General features: G+C 65.4%; 16 protein-coding genes and 1 pseudogene. 8 read left to right on the top strand and 9 right to left on the bottom strand.

Translation table 11 applies throughout. The features are described 5' to 3' along the window. Positions 1 to 460 (top strand): annotated as a pseudogene (locus tag P1U75_RS18820) (indolepyruvate ferredoxin oxidoreductase); the annotation flags it as partial. Further along, positions 460 to 2,010, top strand: a complete 1,551-nt coding sequence (locus tag P1U75_RS18815) for an indolepyruvate oxidoreductase subunit beta family protein (RefSeq protein ID WP_300246059.1) — start codon at positions 460 to 462, stop codon at positions 2,008 to 2,010. The pseudogene P1U75_RS18820 and the gene P1U75_RS18815, both read left to right, overlap by 1 nt. A gap of 391 nt (positions 2,011 to 2,401) precedes the next feature. On the opposite strand, the gene P1U75_RS18810 is transcribed toward P1U75_RS18815, so the two are convergent. The 3 genes from P1U75_RS18810 to P1U75_RS18800 are packed head-to-tail and all read right to left on the bottom strand — an operon-like array spanning position 2,402 to position 4,961. Further along, the gene (locus tag P1U75_RS18810) at positions 2,402 to 2,863 is read right to left on the bottom strand and encodes a flavin reductase family protein (protein WP_300246058.1); all 462 of its coding nucleotides are present in this window, start codon (positions 2,861 to 2,863) and stop codon (positions 2,402 to 2,404) included. Positions 2,864 to 2,903: 40 nt separating this feature from the next. Then, a complete protein-coding gene (locus P1U75_RS18805; RefSeq protein ID WP_300246056.1) occupies positions 2,904 to 4,136 on the bottom strand; it encodes a styrene monooxygenase/indole monooxygenase family protein in 1,233 nt (410 codons plus the stop codon). A 48-nt stretch (positions 4,137 to 4,184) separates the two neighbouring features. Then, positions 4,185 to 4,961, bottom strand: a complete 777-nt coding sequence (locus P1U75_RS18800; RefSeq protein WP_300246053.1) for an SDR family oxidoreductase — start codon at positions 4,959 to 4,961, stop codon at positions 4,185 to 4,187. Between the two features lie 170 nt (positions 4,962 to 5,131). Here P1U75_RS18800 and P1U75_RS18795 point away from each other — a divergent pair, with 170 nt between their 5' ends. After that, positions 5,132 to 6,139 (top strand): AraC family transcriptional regulator, encoded by a 1,008-nt coding sequence (locus P1U75_RS18795; RefSeq protein WP_300246050.1) that lies wholly within the window; start codon positions 5,132 to 5,134, stop codon positions 6,137 to 6,139. Between the two features lie 22 nt (positions 6,140 to 6,161). Here P1U75_RS18795 and P1U75_RS18790 read toward each other — a convergent pair whose 3' ends face one another. Continuing rightward, positions 6,162 to 6,857: an FkbM family methyltransferase gene (locus P1U75_RS18790; protein WP_300246048.1), complete on the bottom strand. Its 696-nt coding sequence runs from the start codon at positions 6,855 to 6,857 to the stop codon at positions 6,162 to 6,164. A gap of 397 nt (positions 6,858 to 7,254) precedes the next feature. Here P1U75_RS18790 and P1U75_RS18785 point away from each other — a divergent pair, with 397 nt between their 5' ends. Continuing rightward, a complete protein-coding gene (locus tag P1U75_RS18785; protein WP_300246045.1) occupies positions 7,255 to 8,100 on the top strand; it encodes a hypothetical protein in 846 nt (281 codons plus the stop codon). A gap of 272 nt (positions 8,101 to 8,372) precedes the next feature. On the opposite strand, the gene P1U75_RS18780 is transcribed toward P1U75_RS18785, so the two are convergent. The 3 genes from P1U75_RS18780 to P1U75_RS18770 are packed head-to-tail and all read right to left on the bottom strand — an operon-like array spanning position 8,373 to position 11,257. Next, complete coding sequence (locus tag P1U75_RS18780; protein WP_300246043.1) at positions 8,373 to 8,687, bottom strand: 2Fe-2S iron-sulfur cluster-binding protein; 315 nt, start codon at positions 8,685 to 8,687, stop codon at positions 8,373 to 8,375. 10 nt (positions 8,688 to 8,697) lie between these two features. Further along, a complete protein-coding gene (locus P1U75_RS18775) occupies positions 8,698 to 9,987 on the bottom strand; it encodes a glutamine synthetase family protein (RefSeq protein WP_300246041.1) in 1,290 nt (429 codons plus the stop codon). 10 nt (positions 9,988 to 9,997) lie between these two features. Then, positions 9,998 to 11,257 (bottom strand): cytochrome P450, encoded by a 1,260-nt coding sequence (locus tag P1U75_RS18770; RefSeq protein ID WP_300246038.1) that lies wholly within the window; start codon positions 11,255 to 11,257, stop codon positions 9,998 to 10,000. Between the two features lie 80 nt (positions 11,258 to 11,337). On the opposite strand from P1U75_RS18770, the gene P1U75_RS18765 reads away from it, so the two are divergent. Beyond that, positions 11,338 to 12,051 carry a type 1 glutamine amidotransferase gene (locus P1U75_RS18765; RefSeq protein WP_300246036.1) on the top strand — a complete coding sequence of 238 codons (714 nt, stop codon included), beginning with the start codon at positions 11,338 to 11,340 and terminating at the stop codon, positions 12,049 to 12,051. Between the two features lie 33 nt (positions 12,052 to 12,084). Here P1U75_RS18765 and P1U75_RS18760 read toward each other — a convergent pair whose 3' ends face one another. After that, positions 12,085 to 12,735 (bottom strand): GntR family transcriptional regulator, encoded by a 651-nt coding sequence (locus P1U75_RS18760; RefSeq protein WP_300246034.1) that lies wholly within the window; start codon positions 12,733 to 12,735, stop codon positions 12,085 to 12,087. Positions 12,736 to 12,982: 247 nt separating this feature from the next. Between P1U75_RS18760 and P1U75_RS18755 the strand changes: the two genes are divergently transcribed. Together P1U75_RS18755 and P1U75_RS18750 are read left to right on the top strand one after the other, a co-directional pair. Next, positions 12,983 to 13,189 carry a DUF1127 domain-containing protein gene (locus P1U75_RS18755; RefSeq protein ID WP_300246032.1) on the top strand — a complete coding sequence of 69 codons (207 nt, stop codon included), beginning with the start codon at positions 12,983 to 12,985 and terminating at the stop codon, positions 13,187 to 13,189. Positions 13,190 to 13,388: 199 nt separating this feature from the next. Beyond that, positions 13,389 to 13,613, top strand: coding sequence for a hypothetical protein (locus P1U75_RS18750; protein ID WP_300246030.1), 225 nt, complete (start codon positions 13,389 to 13,391; stop codon positions 13,611 to 13,613). Positions 13,614 to 13,684: 71 nt separating this feature from the next. On the opposite strand, the gene P1U75_RS18745 is transcribed toward P1U75_RS18750, so the two are convergent. Then, entirely contained in the window at positions 13,685 to 15,271 is a 1,587-nt protein-coding gene (locus P1U75_RS18745; protein ID WP_300246027.1) for an alpha/beta hydrolase, read from the bottom strand. A gap of 330 nt (positions 15,272 to 15,601) precedes the next feature. On the opposite strand from P1U75_RS18745, the gene pcaF reads away from it, so the two are divergent. Continuing rightward, a complete protein-coding gene (gene pcaF, locus P1U75_RS18740) occupies positions 15,602 to 16,804 on the top strand; it encodes a 3-oxoadipyl-CoA thiolase (RefSeq protein WP_300246025.1) in 1,203 nt (400 codons plus the stop codon). Positions 16,805 to 16,820: the final 16 nt, after the last annotated feature.

Genomic DNA, 16,820 nt, shown 5'->3' with positions numbered 1-16,820 from the left:
CCTGCACGAGGCGCTGACCACCGATGTGCCGGGACCGAAGGTTATCGTCGCCTCGTCCGAATGCATGCTGAACCGCCAGCGCCGCGAGAAACCGCTGCGCAACAAGGCGATCAAGGACGGTCAGCGGATGGAGGTGCCGCGCTTTGGCGTCGACGAGGACATCTGCACCGGCGACCACGCCTGTATCCGGTTGTCGGGCTGCCCGTCGCTGTCGCTGAAGAAACTGGACGATCCGCTGCGCGACGATCCGATCGCGCATATCGACCAGTCCTGTGTCGGCTGCGGCAACTGCGGCGAGGTGGCCGATGCCGCCGTGCTCTGCCCCAGCTTCTACCGCGCCGACGTGGTGCACAACGCCACCGGGTTCGAAAAACGGTGGCAGGGTGTTTCGAGCGGCGTGATCCGCTGGCTGCAAAGCCGCCGCGCCGCCAAACGCCTTGAATTCCCGGAGACCGTCTGATGACCATCCAGCAAGCCCTGGCGCCGCGCCAGCCCGACGAGAAACTGACCACCGTCATCAAGCTCGCCGTGCTGGCCGTGGGCGGCCAGGGCGGCGGGGTGCTGACCAACTGGATCGAAAGCGTCGCCCGGTCGCAGGGCTATGCCTGCCAGGCGACCTCGGTCGCGGGGGTGGCGCAGCGGACCGGCGCGACGATCTATTATATCGAGATGGCCCCGATGGGAGAGGTGGCTCCGGTCTTTTCCCTCGCCCCTGCCGCAGGCGATGTGGACGTGATGATCGCGGCCGAGATGATGGAGGCCGGGCGCGCCATCCTGCGCGGCTTTGTCACCCCGGACCGCACCACGCTGATCGCCTCGACCCACCGGGCGCTTGCGGTGTCGGAAAAGATGGTGCCGGGCGACGGCATCGCCTCGTCCGAGGAGGTACGCGCGGCGGCCGAGGTGGCCGCCGACAAGCTGATCATGTTCGACATGGACAAGCTCGCCATTGCCAACGGATCAGTGATCTCGTCGTCGCTGTTCGGGGCGCTGGCCGGGTCCGGCGCGCTGCCCTTCCCGCGCGCGGCCTTCGAGGAGGCGATCCGCGCCTCGGGCAAGGGGGTCGAGGCCTCGCTGCGCGCCTTTGGCGCCGCCTTTGACCGGGCACAGAACGCCGCCGTCGATCCGGCGGAGGTGGCACAGCCCAAAGCCGCCGCCGCGATGCCGGCGCCGCAGGGGCCCGCACGGCTGATGAGGAAATGGGAGGCGCTGAGTGTCCGCGTCGCCGCCCTGCCCGCCCCGGCGCAGGAGATGGCGCAACACGGGTTGCGCAAGGTGGTGAAGTTTCAGGACGTCGCCTATGGCGCCGAGTACCTCGACCGGCTGGAAGAGATCGCCGCGCTGGACGCGGAGGGCCACGGTTACGCGTTGACGGCAGAGGCGGCGAAACACATCGCCAATGCCATGGCCTATGACGACGTGATCCGGGTGGCGGACCTGAAGACGCGCGGCGCCCGCTTTGCGCGCATCCAGGAGGAGATGGGCGCCGGCGACCGCCCTGTGGCGCTGACCGAATTCATGCACCCCCGCGCCGAGGAGATCGCCGGCATGCTGCCCGCCACGATGGGCGCAAGGGTCGAGGCCAACCCGAAGGCGATGGCGCGGCTCGACCGCTGGTTCAACAAGGGGCGTCGGGTGCGCACCCACCGGCTGGGCAATTTCCTGATGCTCTACGTGCTTGGCGGGTTGTGCGGCTATCGCCGCCGCACCCTGCGCCACAGCTACGAGCAGGAGCACCTGACGCGCTGGCTGGACAAGGTGAAGGGCGCAGTGGCGCAGAATTACGCCGTTGCGGTGGAACTGGTGCGCTGCCGGCGGCTGGTGAAGGGGTATTCCGACACCCATGCCCGCAGCCTGTCGAAGTTCGACCGGGTGATGGAGGCCGCCGAGCTGGTCCGCCACCGCGAGGACGGCGCCGAGTGGGTCGCCCGGCTGCGCGAGGCCGCGCTCATGGACGAGAAGGGCGCGGCGCTGGACGGTGCGATCCTGACGGTGAAGAGCTTCGCCTGAGGGCGTTCAAAGGACCATCGGCGAAGTCACCTTTTGCCCGTACTTTTAAGGAAAGCCCGTCGATTCCGGTGGGCTTTCCTCTTTCGCGTCGTGACTGGCGAACTCGGAAACACGGGCGAGCGTCTGCCCGTGGGGTGGCGCCAACACCAGATGAGGGGCGCACTTTATGGCAGCCCAATACATCCTCTTTGTGAACGGAGCGCGGCATTGCCAAAGCCCCAGCCCGTCACGCCAAAGGCGTGCCGATGATGGTGGCGCACCTGTGGTGCGACGGGACGGGCAGACGCTTGCCCGGCGCCTTCGGCGCTATTCGGGCGTTCTTGGCGCTGGAAACAAAACGCCCGACGCCAAAGCGCCGGGCGTCGTCTGGAACCATCGGACAGATGCGACCCTACCCCTCCATCCGCGCCAGCGCCCGGAAGGCCGATTGTTCATAAAGCAGCGGCTCGCCCTCGCCGAAGCGCACGGAACGGATCTGGCCGATATAGACAACATGGCTGCCTGCCTCGGTCCGCTCGGTCACGTCCAGCGACATGCTCATCAGCGCGTCGGCCAGATAGGGCAGCCCCTTGTCATCCGCGCGCCAGTCCCCTTCGCCGAACTTCTCCTCGCCGGTGACGCCGCCCGCACCGGCAAAGCGCAGCGCCAGGTCCTCGGCCGCCTGCCCCAGCAGGTTGACGTTGAAATGCCCGGTTTCCGCCACCGCCGCGCAGGTGCCGGTGGCCTTGTTCAGGCAGACCAGCAGGCTGGGCGGATCGGCGGTGACCGAACAGACCGCCGTCGCGGTTATGCCGCGCCGCTCCGCCCCGTGGCGGGTGGTGACCAGCGTCACCACCCCGGGGAACCGACGCATCGCGTCCCGAAAAACGTCAGGTGAGATCCCCATACCCATCTCAGGCCGCCCTGAGATCCTGCAGGTAGGCCGCCGCCGCATCCGGATCGGCGAACCACGGGAAGAAGTCGCGCGGGTCGTCAAAGCCGTTGGCCATCCGGTGCGCCAGGCGCGGTTCGACACAGGCGGTGCCCATGATCTCCAGCACGAAGTCGGGCGGCGGCATCAGCATCATGTTGGTCCATTGAACCACCCACTGGGCATAGTCCCAATAGGCATCGAAGGTGCCCTGCATCCAATCCGCGTCAAAGACCCGGTCCTCGCGGTCGAGAATGCGCTTGAGATAGACCGCCGCCGCCTTGGCCGCGTTGTTGGACCCCTGTCCGGTGATCGGATCGTTGAGGCAGACGGTGTCACCCAGCCCCAGCACCTGTCGCCCCGAGGGCAGCGTCGCGACGGGCTTGCGCACCGTCGGGGGAAAACGTCCCGCCAGAATGCCGTTGTCGTCGGTCAGTTCAAGATCGCGGCAGCGCTCGGCCTCCCACGGCAGGAAGGTGTCGAGGATCCATTTCGACTTTGCCAGATGCTGCTCGGGCGAGGTGACATCGCCCCAGCAATCCATCGGGCCGCCGGGGACGCCCTCGAACACCATGATCTCGCAGGGGCCGGTGGTGGTCAGCGCCGGGAAGACGAAGTATTCGCCCACGCCGGGGATCAGGTTGAAGCACACCGCCGAATGCTCGGGGCGCGGTGTCATGCCGGTTACATAGGTCAGCGCCAGCGCGCGCTGCGGCTTGTCATAGGGGGATTTTTCGGCGTCACGTTCGAACAGCCGGCCGATCTCGCCCTTGCCCGAGGCGACGATCACCAGATCGTCCTCGGCCGCATATTGCTCCAGCTCGTCGATGCCGGCATCGGCGATCACCAGGTCTCCGCCCAGTTTCTCGAATTCGGCCAGCCAGCGCGGCATTTTCACCCGCTGGTCCACCGAATAGGCGTTGCGGTCCAGCCGCCCGGTCCAGTCGATCGCCTTGGCGCCTGCCTGTTCCGGGTGCGGCACCGAAAAGTTGATGCCCTGAACCGGCGGGCAAGTGTCGGTCCAGAAGTCGATGCCGAGATCGCGTTCATGCTGGATCGAGGCGCCGAACATGCACTGGCTGGACAGCACCTTGCCCTTTTCAATCTCTTCCGCGGTGCGGTTCTGCACCACGCGGACCTTGTGCCCCGCTTTCAGCAGTCCCAGGCCCAGTTGCAGGCCGGACTGGCCGCCGCCGACGATTGTGAATTTGCGCATTTCCGTGTTTCTCCCGTGTTGGTATTTTCTTGGTTGTTCCGGCCTGACCTAGTCCATCAGCAGCGGAATGGCGGGCTTGGCCTGTTCCGGCCCCATGGCGGTGTATCCGCCATCGACGCGGATATCGGTGCCGGTGATGAAACCGGCCTCGTCCGAACAGAGGAACAGGACGGCGTTCGCCACCTCCTCCGGATCGCCGACGCGCCCCATCAGGTGGAAGGGGGCCGCGACGCTGTCGGTCTTTTCGCGGTTGCCGCCGGTCAGCTCGTCCATGATGTTGGACCAGGTCCAGCCGGGCGAGACGGCGTTGACGCGAATGCCCTCGGGCGCGAGATCCATCGCCTGGTTGCGGGTCAGTTGCAGGATCGCCGCCTTGGAGACGGGATAGAGCCAGCGCCCGGTCTGCGCCACCCGCGCCGAGATCGAGCCGAAGTTGACGATCGCGCCCTTGTTGGCCGCGAGATCCGCGCGCGCGGCCTGCATCAGCATGACCGAGCCGACGAGGTTCACGTCCAGCGCCTCGAGCCATTCGGCGCGGGTGGAATCGATGCCGTTGTCGAGATAGGTGCAGGCGACGTTGACCAGAAAGTCGATCCGCCCGAATTCGTCCCTGGTGGCCTTGACCAGCGCCGCGACCTGATCGTCGTCGCGGATGTTCGCCTCACAGAACGCCACACCGTCGCCCTCGAGCGCGCGGCCCGCCTCGGCGTTGATGTCGGCCACCATGACCCTTGTGCCCGCATCGCGAAACGCCTTGACCACCGCCGCCCCGATCTTGGTCGCGCCGCCGGGGATGATGGCGACCTTGCCGTCGAGTCCTCGCATGTCAGTCTCCCTGTTTTGTTTTAGGCTTGAAATAAATCTGCCCGCACGCCTGCCGCGCCGCTATCCGCCGGGCGCGGCACCTATCCGGAAAACGAATTTTTTTGACGCCGCGACGATCCGCCTGCTAGCATCCCGCAATTCTCCTGCCGGGGATGCATGGGGAGAGGACGATGGGCACAACGGCAAGCCACGCGCCGCTTTCGGCGCATCAGCTGTTTCGCAGCCGGGATCTGGACGAAACCCGTGACCGGGTGGCGCGGGTGTATTGCCCGCACCGGCTGGAAACCGTGGGGCGCGGACCGGTCGATGCCTGCCACAACCATATCCGGGGCGAGCGGCTGTCGCTCAACTACATGGAGTACGGCGCGCAGACCCGGATCGAGCCGGGCGAACTGGGCGGGTTCTACCTGATGCAGATCCCGCTGAGCGGCGGCGCCCGGATCGCCAACGGAACGGACCGCTACGACTCCGACCCGGATGCGGCGGCGGTGCTGAACCCGCACAAGTCCACCGCGATGACCTGGACCGGGGGCACCCGGCAACTGCTGGTGCAGATCGACCGCGCCGCGATGCAGGAGCTGCTGTGCGACCTGCTCGGGGCGCAGATGGACCGCCCGCTGAACTTCCACGGCCCGCTCGACCTGCGGCGGGGACCCGGCACCGCGCTGCGGCAGTTCGTGCTGCACCTGGTGGACGAGATCGACGCCGGGCGATCGACCTTCGGCCAGCGCGGGTTGATGAACCGCCAGATCGAAAGCACCCTGATGACCGGGCTGATCGAGGCGCTGGACAACAACTATTCGGGCTTTCTCGACCGCCCTGCCGGCTCGGCCGCGCCGCACAAGCTGCGCATCGCCGAGGAGTATATCGAGGCGCGGCTCGACCAGCCGCTGACGGTCGAGGAGATCGCCCGCGTCGCCGACACCACCGCGCGCAGCCTGCAGATGGCATTCCGGCAATTTCGCGGCACCACGCCGCTGAGCTTTCTGCGCGACCGGCGGCTGGACAGGGTGCGCGAGGCGCTGCTGCGGGCGCGGCCCGGCGATACGGTGACCGCAATCGCGATGGCCTGGGGGTTCACCCACCTTGGCCGGTTCTCACAGGTCTACCGGGCCCGGTTCGGACAGACCCCCAGCGACACGCTCAGCGCCGCTCTGGGGGGCGGACGCATTCACTGAGGCAAGATCAGTCGGGGCGTGGCTAGTCGGGGCGTGCGCAGGTCCAGACGGTGCGCACCGATTTCCCGGCGATCCGTTCGATGCCAGAGGCGCGCAGGATGCTCTTGCATTCGCGCATGCCGTCGGGGCCATAGGCCTTGGGGTGAAATTCCAGTACCACCGCGCGGAACCCCGACAGGTCCGCATGGCGCAGCAGGTCCAGCTCGCCGCCCTCGATATCCATCACCAGAACCGTGGGCTTCAGCGCCGCGTAAACCTCTGACAGGCTCTCCGTCGGCACCTCGACCGCCCGGCTCTTGCGGCCTTTCGGCGCGATCAGGGAGGAGCCGAGATAGCTGTTGTGCAGGTGAAAGGTCATCGTCTCGGGCCGGTCCGGCGCGCTGACCAGAACCGCGTTGCGCACCGAGATGTTGTCCAGACCGTTGGCGGCGTAAAGCGCCTCGATCGCGGGGATCAGCTCGGGGTTGGCCTCAAACGAATGCACCGCGCGCGGTTTCGCATTGGCCGCGATCACCGCGCCGACCAGTCCGATGCCAGCGCCGATCTCCAGTACCACGTCATCGGGGCGCACCACATGCAGCGCACCGGCCATCTCCTGCCCCTCGTATTGCGCCGCGTTGATCCGCGCGATCCGCTTTTCATGCAGAAAGGGCGAGGCGGGAACCTTCACGCCGTGGCACTCGGCGGCGATCTCGGGAAGTTCTGTCTGCTCGTTCACGGTGGGCCCCGCATTGTGTGCTTTGCCCCACATCCTGTTGCCACCGCCCGCCGAAAGCAAGCGCGGGCCCGGGCCCCGGCGCCGCATTGCCCGCAAACGAGTCCGCTTTGCATCACTCCCGATGTCAGCCGCCAGGCAAAACAGGCTTTCTTGTCAGATCGCTGACCCAGATCGCATATAATGGAAAAACCGCCGTTCGTGCCTGGTGCAGAGAAGGACCGGAATGAGCCCAAACGGGTGCCATCATGGATGCGGATGGCGCTTTGTAGAGTGGCGGAAACACCGTCTCAGTAGCTGTAGCACGAAACCGTAGGACGTTGCGCAACCCAGCAAGAATTAACTGCGATTGATTTCCGCCATCTAATCAGGCTAGCTACTTTTGCAAAAGGGGGGTCGCATGAGTTGGACCAATAAGTACTGGGACGCAGTTGAGCAGCTATATTGGACGCCGAAGTACCTGGGTCTAAAGTCGATTTCGAAGAAGTACTGGGAAGTAAGCGGTGACAGAGTTTCAGTTCCCAAAGAAATGACCAATCCCAACGGCCCTCTTTATCGGCGCGTCACAACCGGAAAGGAATTCTCGAAACTCGTTCGGCATCACGAAGAAACATTCAATCATATCTTCGAGCTGACTTTCGGTATTTTGGATGGTGAGATCATTAACCAGATCTTTTGCCAATTGCTCCGCGAAAGCCACCAAGACAGATTGAAAGGCTATGGTCGGGAGTTGGGTTTAGAATTTGGCTTCCCGAAGCTCTACGACATCAGCCAACCGGACAGTTTTTTTGTCGGCAACAATTGGACTATTGCAGTTGAGTTGAAGTTTGACGCTAAGACCTCAATGGATCAATTGGCCAAGTATTTGTTGGCACTGACCCTTGAACGAGAACAAAACTCGGGACGCAAACCTGTACACCTCGTCTACATCGCGCCAGAACCTGAGAAATTGCTGAAAGATGCATTCCCTTTCGAAACCGCAAACGTTGGCTCGCACCAACTAGCTCGAATTCTCGCAGAGTCGAAGCAAAGCGTTGTCGCGCCTTTATTGGAAATGGAGGCTACGGCGTCCAGCGTACTGGACGACCTTGCCATTAGCGCAGTTAGTTGGAGAGAATTGGATCAAGTTCTTCATGATCTGGCGATGGGGTTCTCCAGAAACAACCCAGAGGCGCGAACTGTAAACAATCTATTGCTGGGCTTGTTAGAGGAAATTCGTCTGCATCCGGCATCCGGACTAAAGTGAGACCAGGTTTGGTGGACACCTCCATTGATGAAAGAGATTGCTGGTCGCAGTGCAAACGAAGAGCCTGTAATCAGCTTGATACCGAAAGCGGTTATGCTGGTCGATAACTTTGTCCTGCTCAGCGGCTCTTCGTACACCATTACTCGAAGGTCCCGCCCGGGTCAGAAAATCCTGACCGTTGGGCCGATATTGCATGGCCCGGATTACCGACAGGATTCAGAAAACCCTCTGCATCGGATCAAAGATGCGCCGCGTTCGACACCCCCGGCGCCTCAAACCTCGGGCACGATCAGGACCAGCCCGTCCAGCGCCTCCGAGGCCTCGATCTGGCAGCTCAACCGGCTTGCCGCGGTGCGCTCCCCCGCCACCATGTCGAGCATCACCTCCTCGGTCTCGCCCGGACCGCCCACCTTGTCGCGCCAGCCTTCATCCACGTAGACATGGCAGGTGGCGCAGCTCAGGCAGCCGCCGCATTCGCCGATGACATCGGGCACGTCATTGGCAACCGCCGCCTCCATCAGGGTCAGGCCGGGGTCCACGTCCGCCTCTATCGCGCCGCCTCCGGGCAGTTTCCAGGTTACATGCATCGGCAGTCCCTCAGATGAAGTAAACGTAGAAATCGCGCAGCGCCTCGCCTTCGAGGTCGCGGGTCTTCTGCACCTCCTTGCGCTTCATGAAGACATGGTTCGCCACCAGGTCCGCGCCCACCGCCCCGGCCAGCACGGTGTCCTTTTCCAGTGCGTCCATCGCGCCCCTGAGATCGGTCGCGGTGCCCTCTTTCGCATCTGTCTTCTCGAAACCGTCGCCGGTCTCAATCGGCGGCAGCGCATAGCCGGTCTCGACCCCCAGCCGCGCCGCGTGCAGCACGGCGGCCACCGCAGTATAGGGGTTGGCGCTGGCATCCGCCGTTCGATGCTCCAGCCGCGCCTTGGCGCCGCCCTCGGAGGAGATCCGCGTGGTGACGTTGCGATGATCGCCGCCCCAGTTGCGCCAGAACCCCGACAGCGATCCGGGTTGCAGCCGCATGTAGGAATTGGCGGAGGGCGCGATCAGCCCGGCCAGCCCCTTGTGGTGGTGCAAAAGCCCGGCCAGGCAACCGCGCGCCAGGTCGTTCATATGCTCCGGCCCGCCCTTTGGCCCCGAGGACAGCGCGTTGCCGCCGCTCTCGTCGATGAAGGAGAAGTTGATATGCATCCCCGATCCGCCGGCCTCTGCGATCGGCTTTGGCATGAAGGTCAGGATGATGCCGTATTCCAGCGCGATCTCGCGCGCCATCAGGCGGAACAGCACGATATCGTCCACCGCCTTGACCGCGTCGTCGAAGGTCAGCGTGTATTCGAACTGCGGCGCGTCGTATTCCGCCGTGATCATGTCGAGCGAAAAGCCCAGTTCCTCGGCCATTTCCCAGATCCGGTCGTTGAAGCGCAGCGGATCGGCAAAGGGGCCGGTGCCGTAGACCACCGCGCCGGGGGTGTCATAGGGCTCCAACCGGCCGTTTTCATCAGCCTGAAGTGCAAAGGCCTCCAACTCGATCCCGACCTTGGGCCGCAACCCGTGCGCCTCCCATGCGGCGACCGCGCGTTTCAACGCCCCGCGCGGGCACAGGCCGAGCGGTTCGCCGGCATCATCGTAAAGATCGCCCAGCACGATCTGTGTATGCGGATCCCAGCCCTGGCGAATATCGTCATGGCGCCATTTCAGCTCCATGTCCGGCAGCCCCTGATAGGTCATCGCGCCCGGCGCGTTCAGCAGATCGCGGTCATAATGCACCCCGAAGGTCGAGCGGCAGAACCGCGTGCTGTCATCGCCGATCTTGTGATTGGGCAGCATCTTGCCGCGCATGATGCTGAGGTGATCGCAGTAGAGGGCGCGCAGGCGGTCTTTCATCGGTTTCTCCTCAGGCCGGTATCACGGTGACGGGCAGCTCCTTGATGCCGCCGACGAAATTGGACCGCAGAAACTTGTGCGGGCCTGCAGGTTCGATGGATTTCAGCCGCTTGGCAAGCTCCTGGAACAGCACCCTTACCTCCAGCCGCGCCAGCCACATGCCCAGGCAGACATGCGGCCCGCCCTGGCCGAAACTCATATGACGGTTGGGGGTGCGAAACAGATCGACGCGGAACGGATCGTCGAACACCGCCTCATCCCGGTTGGCCGAGGAGAACCAGTAGAGCACCTTGTCGCCCGCCCTGATGGTCTTGCCGTGCATCTCGTAATCGGCAAGCGCGGTGCGCCGGAAATAGAGCGCGGGGGTCGCCCAGCGGATGACCTCGTCCGGCGCGGTCTCCCAGATGTCGCCACCCTGCTGCATCTGGCCCAGCAGCTCGGGCTGATGGCACATCGCCTGAATCCCGGCGGCGATGGAATAGCGGGTGGTATCGTTACCGGCCGCCACCAGCAGGCAGAAGAAATTGCGAAACTCGGTCTCGGAAATCACCGAGCCGTCCTTGGCCGGCTGGCGGATCAGGTGCAGAACGCCTTCGGTATCGCCCGAGGTCTCCTTGGCCGCCATCAACTCCTTTGCATAACCGTAAAGCTCGGCCCCGGCGGGCGAGTTGAAGGGCATCATGCGGAACTCGTCGGTGTCCATCTTGTCGAGCACATGACTGGTGAAATCGGGATCGGTGTTGGCAATCAGCGCGTCGCCCTTTTCCACCAGCCAGGGCAGATCCGCCTCGGGCAGGCCCAGCACCCGGCCCAGCATCCGCATCGGCAATTGCCGCGCAATGTCCTTGGTGGCATCAAAAGTGCCCTTTGCCAGCGCCACGTCGAGGATTTCGTCGCAGAGCGCGCGGATATCCTCTTCGTACTGCGCCATCACCGTGCGCGAAAACGCCCGCATCAGCAGCATCCGCGTCTGGCTGTGTTCCGGCGGGTCGGTCTCCTGGAATGTCCGGCGGGCGAGGTATTCCTCGTAGCTCTGATCCTCCATCCGGATGCCGCGCGCCGATGAGAATACGGCGGTGTTCTTGTTCATCGCCGCGATGTCGGCCTGCCGGGTCACCGACCAGAAATCCTGTCCACCCGCATATTCGGTCCAGTGCAGCGGGTCCTCGCGCCTGAGCCGGGCAAAAGTGTTGTGTGGCGCTCCGCGCTCGAATGTGTCGTGGCTGGTCAGGTCGGCATAGCCGTCGTCCGTCGGCGTCCAGATGGTCATGAGGGCTTTCCTGTGGCAATTAACATGTGTATATTAAAAGGACCCGTAAATATGTAAACATAAAACTCGCGGAACCAGTCATGCACCTCGCAATCCTGATGACGAACACGGATGAAAGCGCATTTTCCGCACACCACCCGAAGGACGGCGAGAAATTCGCCGATCTGATCCACATGGTGCGGCCAGACTGGACCGTGGAGGTCTTTGCGGTGAAGGACGGGGCGTTTCCAGAAAACCTCTCCCGCTTCGACGGCGCGATGATCACCGGCAGCCCGGCCTCGGTGCGATCCGGCGCCGCGTGGACCGAGCAGCTGCTGGAACTGATCCGCGCGATGCATGCCGCGCGGTTGCCGCTCTTCGGTGCCTGTTTCGGTCATCAGGCGATCGCGTTGGCGCTTGGTGGTGCGGTCGGGCACAACCCCGGCGGCTCGGTGCACGGGTTGATCCGCAACGAAACGCTGGCCCGCCCAAATTGGGCCCGCGACCTGCCGGATGCGGTCGGCCTCTACGGCAGCCACACCGAACAGGTCACCGCCCTGCCCGAGGGCGCCGTGCCCCTCAGCCGGTCCGAGGGCTGCCCGGTCTCGGGCTTCGCCATCGGCCAGACCGTCTATACCACGCAGCACCACCCGGAGATGACGCCCGCGTTCATCGCCGCCCTGACCGAGAAAATGGTCGGAGACCTGGGGCCCGACCTGGCCGCGCGTGCCCGCGCCTCACTCACCGAACCGGCCGACCGCGCCGCCTTCGCCGAAAGCGTCGCGCGCTTCTTCGAACAGGCCGCCCGGAGCTGACCCACGACCGCGCCGGGTGCAGCGTGTGGCCGATCAGCCGAGCGCCGCCAGCAGGTCCATCACCGTGACCTGATCGAACTGCACATGGGCGATCATCGCTGCCTCGGCTGCCTCGCGCCGGTGATCGGCGATCAGCGTTGCGATCTCGCGGTGTTCGCGCGCCGATGTGGCGATCGAGCCGGGATAGCGATAGCGCGCCCGGTAGTAGGCCATCAGCTTGCGCGCGTTGGTCTTGATCATCTCGACCAGGAACGGGTTGCCGGCGCCCAATGCCACCGCCTCGTGGAACCGCAGGTTCAACTGGTAATAGCCCGCCGGATCACCGTCGCCCTTGTTCGCCGCATGCGCCTCGCAGGCCAGAACAGCCTGTTCCAGCGCCTGCGTCTGCGGCGACGACATTCGCCGCGCCGCCAGCCCGGCGGCCTGCCCCTCCAGCTTGGCATGCACCTCGAGGATGGCCAGGAACTCCTCCAGCGTCGGCTTGAACAGCACCGCCCCCTTGCGCGGCAGCCGCCTGATCAGCCCCGCTGCCTCCAACTGGATGAACGCCTCGCGCACCGGCGTGCGCGACACCCCGTGCGCCGCCATCAGAGATGTCTCTTGCAGCACGTCGCCGGGGTTCAGCCCGCCTGCGTCGATCTCGGCCAGCACCGCGTTGAGAACCTGTTCCGTCTGCCCGGCCATGCTGCCTCCCTGTCCCGTCGAGGGCAGGTTAATCGGCGCGGCACCTGCGCGCAATTCGCGACCGGCCCTCGCCTCGTCACGCGCCGAAGGTGATGCCGCGGCATGCGCGCCGCGGTTTTCTCGTCACCGGTGCGGGGCGTTGCGCCCGGCGCATAGCTGCAGTGCGCGGCGCACTCTGGCCGATGCTGCACCTGCAGCATATGTAGAAAGGAACCGAAAAAACGTACAAAACCGCAGGATCGTCCAGATGGCCTATACCACCACACCCGTTCCGGCGCCGCTGCCGCGCCTCGCCCTGCCCTTCGCCAGCCTGTTCGGCGCGCTGGGGGACAGCCTGTCGCGCAGCCGCCAGATCTTCGCGCTCTCGGAACTGAGCGACGAAGAGCTTGCCGAACGCGGGTTGCGCCGGGGCCAGATCGCGGGCTTTGTCGCCCATGAGGATTACTGGCGCTAACCCACATTTCATCCCGGACTCAATGGCCCCGCCCGATTGGCGGGGCTTATTTATTGATGATTTTTCGAGCGTTATGGGAACGCTGCATTGCAGCAAGCGCAAACCGGATATGTAGAGTTTCCCCCTACTCATGGCAGCATTGTTGACCAAATATGAGGGCACGGGGGGCCGAAACGAACGACAAATCAAGAGGGTCCAAATGGCACATATTTCAACACAACCGACTGCCGGGTTTTCCATTCTTCGTCCGCTGACCGCGATCGGTCACGGCCTGATGGCGTGGATGGAGCGGGTCGCTGTCGCCAATTCGCGGCTGGAGGAAATCCGCCATCTGCAGTCGCTGAGCGACGCGGAACTGGCCGAGCGCGGCATCGAGCGCGAGCGCATCGTCTACCATGTCTTTGCCGACCGCATCGGCATCTGATCGCGGCTTTGGCTGCAATCTCAAACGCTTGAGCCAGAACCGGGGCGGCGTCGCCCCGGTCTGTCCGGCGGCTAGCGCCGCAACAGGCGCAACAACACCGGCAACAGCCTGTCGCGCAACCCGGGATCGGTCACGGTGGCACTCAGCACCGCCTGCGCCTGATCGCGCGTTTGCACATTGTCCCGCCGCAGGCGGGCCAGCAGCCCGGTCAGCGCCGGGTCGGAACAGATCCCCTCGGCAAGCCGCCAGACCGGCGGGTCACTCGCGCCGCCCGCGTCCGGTCTCAGGCCGCAACGGCGTGCGGGCGCGGCATCCTTCCACAGCAGCATCGCGATATCCGACAGCACCGCCGGGGCCGCAAGCATGTCGGCCTGCAGCGGCGACAGGTCGATACTGTCCGCCCCCGCCGCGCCGAGCGTGGCCTCGCCGCCCCAGCCGGCGCGCAAGGCGGGGCCGTAGAGCCTGCGGGGCAGCGCCATTTGTGCATCCATTTCAGAGGCATAGAGCGTAATGCGTTGCGCCATCGGGCGCAGGACAGGCAGCAGGTCGCGCAGCAGGTCCGCATCCATGTCCGGCCCGGCGAGGATCACTTGGCCAAAAGGTGGCGGCGCCCCCGGAGACCGGCGCGCGGCGATCAGCTCCAGCGCGTCGGTCAGGACCTGGGCCCCCATGCCGCGGGCCAGCAGATGCGGGCGCGGCTGGCCCTCGCGTGCGGCGAGGGCCTCCAGCACCCCGGCCAGGTGACGAGCGCTGCGGCGAGTGGCGGCGCTGTCGGCCATATAGTCCAGCGTCGAGGCCGAGGCCGGCCAGGAATAGAGGATCGGCACCTCTACCCCACCCAGGGAGCGAGCGATCAGCGCCGCCCGGCGCGCGGCCTGCTCAAACGGTGTGGCGGCCCCGTGGACATAGAGCAGAACGCCCCGCTTGCCGGTCGCATCCAGATCGGCAAGCCATGCCGCCTGGGTCCCGGTCCGCAGGTCCCGCAGCTTTGAATAATCCGCCGTCCCCGGCCGGACGGGGAGAGAGACGCCGGCGACCCCGAACGCCAGCGCAGCGCCACCGGCGCTGTAGTAGAGCGGCGCTGCCGCCTCTCCGCTTGGCGCCCGATCCGTGGCATAAAGCACGGATACCGTTTGGAAATTTTTCGGCCCGCGCGGTTCCGAGAGCGCGGGCGGTGCCTCGCCCAGCGCCCGCGCCAGATCCGCGATGTCGCGCGCCGTGCGGGTCAGAGCCTCCGGCCCGTCACCGGAGATGCGCTGTTCCTCATACATCGAAACCAGCGTGTCGCGCGCTGCTGACACCTGCCCGGTGTCGCGCATCAGCGCCACGGCTTCGGCATAAACCGGCAAGGGGTCCAGACCCAGATTGTCGCGGTTCTGCGCCGCGAGGGCCGCCAGTTTGGCAATCGCCTGGGCCGCCGCCTCGACCTGGCCCCCCTCGATCAGCAAGCTGGCCGCCATGCGGTAGAGGTCGTAGATCGCGCGCGGATCGGGGTCGTGCCGGGCGGTCAGTTGCAGGATCTCGTCCAGCGCCGCGTCGGGGTCGGTCTCGGCGAGATAGGGCAGCGTCGCGAAACTGTCGGCGACCTGGGCGCTGGGCGGGGCGGCCGCGCCGAGAAGCAGCGCGGCGGCGATCAGCAAGGGGGCGATGTGGGGCATGGGTGATCCTTCCCGGGCGGCGGGGCTGGCCCATTGATTCCACCGCAAATCCCTGACTGCCAGCCCGAAGTGGGGAGTTTTCACGGCGTTTTGTACAGTCTGCCCGGTCGGGACCGTCTCCCACAGGGCAGAGTCATTTCGACTTGTCCCCTTGGCCCGAACTGCCCAGAACTGGGTATGTGGAGCCGGAGGGGGAGATCCGCGTTGTGTTACGGAAAATTTGACGTTTGCCATTTTTCGTTACATTTCGCTTGCCCCGAATCACCTCCGGCCGTATTACCCGACCAATCGGTCACCTATTGAGAACGGAAAGACTGGAGAACCGAACGTATGGACGCCTTTATCTGCGACGCACAACGCACCCCGATCGGACGCTATGGCGGGGCCCTGTCCCAGGTCCGCACCGATGACCTGGCCGCGATTCCGATCGCCGCGCTGATGGAACGCAACCCGCAGGTCGACTGGGCCGCCATCGACGACGTGATCTACGGCGATGCCAACCAGGCCGGCGAGGACAACCGAAACGTCGCGCGCATGGCCGCCCTGTTGGCCGGGCTGCCGGTCGGCGTGCCGGGCACCACTGTCAACCGGCTCTGCGCCAGCGGCATGGACGCGGTCGGCATGGCCGCCCGGGCGATCCGCGCGGGCGATTATGACATGGCGATTGCCGGCGGGGTCGAGAGCATGAGCCGCGCGCCCTTCGTCATGCCCAAGGCGACCAGTGCCTTTACCCGCGCCAACGCGGTCTATGACACCACCATCGGCTGGCGGTTCGTCAATCCGAAGATGAAGGCGCAGTACGGCATCGATTCGATGCCCGAGACAGCCGACAATGTCGCCGCCGATTACAATATCAGCCGCGCGGACCAGGACGAATTCGCCGCCCGCAGCCAGGCCCGCTGGGCCGCCGCGCATGAGGCCGGCGTCTTTGCCGAGGAGATCACCCCGGTCACCATCCCGCAGCGCAAGGGCGATCCCCTTGTCGTCGATACCGACGAGCATCCCCGCCCCGGCACCGGGGCAGAGCAACTGGCCAAGCTGCGCGGCGTCAACGGCCCGGACCTGAGCGTGACCGCCGGCAATGCCAGCGGCGTCAACGACGGCGCGGCGGCGCTGCTGCTGGCCAACGAGGCGACGGCGGCCAGCAACGGCCTGACGCCGATGGCCCGCGTGGTGGCAATGGCCGCCGCCGGCGTCGAGCCGCGCGTGATGGGCATCGGGCCGGTTCCCGCCAGCCGCAAGGTGCTGGCGCGGGCGGGACTCACCATCGAGCAGATGGATGTGATAGAGTTGAACGAGGCCTTTGCCAGCCAGGGTCTTGCCACCCTGCGCGAGCTGGGCGTGGCCGACGACGCGGCGCATGTGAACCCGAACGGCGGTGCCATCGCCATCGGTCACCCGCTGGGCATGTCGGGGGCGCGGCTGGTGCTGACGGCGGCCTATCAGTTGAAACGCACGGGCGGGCGCTATGCGCTGTGCACCATGTGCGTCGGAGTTGGACAGGGCGCCGCCCTGATCCTTGAGCGCGTGTAACCCGGGAGGAGACCCC

This window comes from Antarcticimicrobium sp. (assembly GCF_029212575.1).
GTDB lineage: Bacteria > Pseudomonadota > Alphaproteobacteria > Rhodobacterales > Rhodobacteraceae > Antarcticimicrobium.
Note: the sequence above shows the minus strand (reverse complement) of the source record. Positions and strands in the feature narration are given on the sequence as shown.